The organism is Deltaproteobacteria bacterium (assembly GCA_016223005.1).
Taxonomy (GTDB): domain Bacteria; phylum Desulfobacterota; class GWC2-55-46; order UBA9637; family GWC2-42-11; genus JACRPW01.
In genome coordinates, this window is the sequence record JACRPW010000074.1 from 1 (window position 1) to 3224 (window position 3224).

3 protein-coding genes are annotated in these 3224 nt (G+C 40.5%); all 3 read left to right on the forward strand.

Annotated elements, in window-relative coordinates; all coding sequences use genetic code 11:
• The first annotated feature begins 108 nt into the window (after positions 1 to 108).
• Complete coding sequence (locus HZC45_07875; GenBank protein ID MBI5683065.1) at positions 109 to 897, forward strand: outer membrane lipoprotein-sorting protein; 789 nt, start codon at positions 109 to 111, stop codon at positions 895 to 897.
• On the forward strand, positions 894 to 2240 hold the full coding sequence (locus HZC45_07880; protein MBI5683066.1) for a hypothetical protein: 1347 nt from the start codon (positions 894 to 896) through the stop codon (positions 2238 to 2240). The genes HZC45_07875 and HZC45_07880 overlap by 4 nt, the downstream gene beginning before the upstream one ends.
• Positions 2241 to 2785: 545 nt before the next feature.
• On the forward strand, positions 2786 to 3224 hold a 439-nt coding region (locus tag HZC45_07885), incomplete at its 3' end, for a zinc dependent phospholipase C family protein (GenBank protein MBI5683067.1).

Sequence of the window (3224 nt, forward strand, 5' to 3'; positions counted from 1 at the left end):
AACCCTGAAAAAACCAGGAAGACATTGGCACTGGGGGAAGGTAGCGATTGAAAAGTGGTGACTATGGAGATGGTTTTAAAAAAAAGATTTTCAAAAGGAGGGACAAAGATGGTTAGGTATCTGCTGCTTATATTTATAATGATTTTGCCTTTCAATGCATCTGCTCAAACAGGGGATGAAGTGGTCAAAAAATCTCAGGCGGCATTCCATTATCAGGGCAAGGATTTTAAGGCAAGGGTAATAATGAAACTAATAAGCAAGGGAGGTAAGGAAAGGCTCAGGGAACTTAAAATGCTGAGAAAAAACTATGGCGAATCCGGCGGCGACCAGAAGTTCTTCATGTATTTCTTTCAGCCTGCGGATGTTAAGGATATGACCTTCATGGTTTATAAGTATCCGGCAAAGGATGATGACAGATGGCTCTTTGTGCCTGCAATAAACATGGTAAGAAGGATCGCGGCGCAGGATAAGACATCCAGTTTTGTCGGCTCTGATTTCACATACGAGGATATTTCCGGCAGGGATATAGAGGATGATAACCATACCATTGTTAAGGAAGAGAAGATTGGAGAAAATGACTGTTATGTAATAAAAAGCGCCCCAAAGAGAGGGGATGTGGATTACAGTTATAAACTCTCATGGATTGACAAGACACATTTCCTGCCAATAAAAGAGGAATACTATGACCGGAAGGGTGAACTATATAAGGTGTTCTCTGCGGATGAGATTAAGGATGTAAAAGGATTTCCGACTATCGCAAAGCGGACTATGAAAAACCTCCAGAGTGGACACTCCACAGAGGTTGCATACATAAAATCAGATTATAACATTGGGATTGAAGACAGCCTCTTTTCAGAGAGATTTCTTAAACAGCCTCTGAAAAAGTGGATTGAATGAAGACAAAAATATCTCTCAAGTTGTCATTCCTGCGAATGCAGGAATCCAGTATTTTTGGCTCTTCTGAATTGCTGTATTTCTGGATTCCCGTTCCCTGCTTAAAACTTGCAGGGACAGGTTTCATGGCAATGACCATCTCGCTTCTTTTTCCATTTCATGCAATGGCATCTGATATTTCCATCCACGGTTTCCTTCAAGGAAATTATTCCTACAGCACAACTGAAAACCCTGATGGAGGCGATTTCAAATGGGGAGAGGAGAGGATTCAATTAAAGATTGACGCAGCAAAAGAGCAATTTAGATTGTTCATAAAAGCAGACGCTTCTTATGACCATATAGATGAAGACTCTGAACTAGAATTAAGGGAAACCTACATAGACTACACAGCAAGCAAGTGGGACTTGAGGCTCGGCAGACAAATCATTACATGGGGGCTGGGGGATTTGATATTTATAAATGATGTGTTCCCAAAGGATTATGAGGCGTTCTTTTCAGGAAGACCTTTGGAATATCTAAAGAAAGGGATAGATGGAATAAAGGTCGGCGTTTATCCTGAGTTTGCCTCATTTGAGATTATTGTTATTCCATTCTTTGAATCCAACAATTACCCTGCTCCAAAAAGATTCTACATGTTTGACCCAATGCCTACGGTTACAAACAGGGAAGAGAATGAGCCTCAAACAGCCTTTAAAAATACTGAATTTGCCTTAAGGGCTTACAGGGACATTGCCGGCTTTGATGCATCAGTATATTTTTATCGCGGCTATTTCCGCAAGCCCTATATGCTCCCTGACAATCTTAATAACACGACTAAAATCACCCTTTTCTACCCTGAAGTATCAGTTTATGGGGCAAGTTTGCAGGGCAGGATGCTTGACGGGGTTTTAAGCCTTGAGGCTGGACATTATGACTCAAGAGAGGACAGGTCTGGCACAGATTGGACAGTTCCCAATTCCCAGACAAGATTTCTCATTGGCTATCAAAGACAGATATGGGAAGACTTCACAGCAGGGCTTCAATACTATGGGGAATATATGCATGACTATTCAGATTACAAAGAGAATCAGCCCGCAGGACTTCCAAGAGACAAAAGATTTTATCAACTTGCAACAATAAGGCTTACACAATTTCTAATGCATCAGACCTTAAAACTATCGCTCTTTTCCTTTTACAGTCCTTCTGATGGCGACTATATGCTGAATCCGGAGCTCAAATATAATTTCTCAGACAATGTATGGGCTGCAATAGGATGGAATATATTTGGCGGCGGCGAAGAATGGAGCCAGTTCGGACAACTGGCTCAGAATGACAATATCTATCTGCAATTGAGATATGAGTTTTAAATCAAAAAACTTATCCTATTTTATAGGGCAGTAAAACGAAAAACATTGGTGATACTTATTTTGCATATCACGAATTGCAAGAGTTGTTGGAATAAAGTGGACGGCAGGATGTCCCGGTGGGGATGATGCTTTTATACAAACTATAAAGGGACTTCTTAGACGCAAGTTAAAGGCTATGACAAGGGCAGACCTCTAAAAGAAAAATAAAAGCGGTCGCTGTCCCCATTTTTCCGTCCCCATTTTTTCCCATTTTTTCGGCAGACGAATTGAAAGACGAGGACAAGGGAGACCGAAGAAAGGTGGAAAATAAATCTGTCCCGTTTATTTCGCGTTTATTTCGGTCCCGTTTATTTGCGTTTATTTTCCCATGTCTAATGAGAATGCATCCGGGATCATTTAACTTTTTAAGCAAGTTTTTTCTTTTCATACAGCAAGGGAGAGTTCTTTGACCTTATGCTTTTCAGGGACATCCTCCATTGTCATAAGCATATATGCTGTCCCTGACAGACTTTACAATACTTGCATTTTGAAGTAATATCAATTGCATGATTTTATCAGTTGTCTTGTTGATGGTTTTTATAATCTTAATTCCTGAATATGCATGGGCATGGGGACCTGCAACACATCTGGAAATTGGCAGGGATATACTTGATAGTCTGAGATTACTCGCACCACATATAAGGGAATTGCTGTCAAAATTTCCGCATGATTTTCTATATGGAAACATTAGTGCTGATATTGTAGTAGCAAAAAATCTGACAGAGGAACTTAAACACTGCCACAACTGGAAGGTCGGATTAAAAGTCCTCAAAAAGGCTTCCAACCCATCGCAAAAGGCATTTGCCTATGGTTATCTCTCACACCTTGCAGCAGACACAATAGCACATAACTATTATATCCCTGAAAGGCTGCTCATTTCATTTTCCAGCAGAATCTTACGGCATACATACTGGGAACTGAGGTTTGATGCTATGGCTGATAAAA

What these genes read in the sequence shown, in the direction of transcription:
- HZC45_07875 (MBI5683065.1), top strand. Translation starts at nt 109, where the DNA reads ATGGTTAGGTATCTGCTGCTTATATTTATAATGATTTTGCCTTTCAAT.
- HZC45_07880 (MBI5683066.1), top strand. Translation starts at nt 894, where the DNA reads ATGAAGACAAAAATATCTCTCAAGTTGTCATTCCTGCGAATGCAGGAA.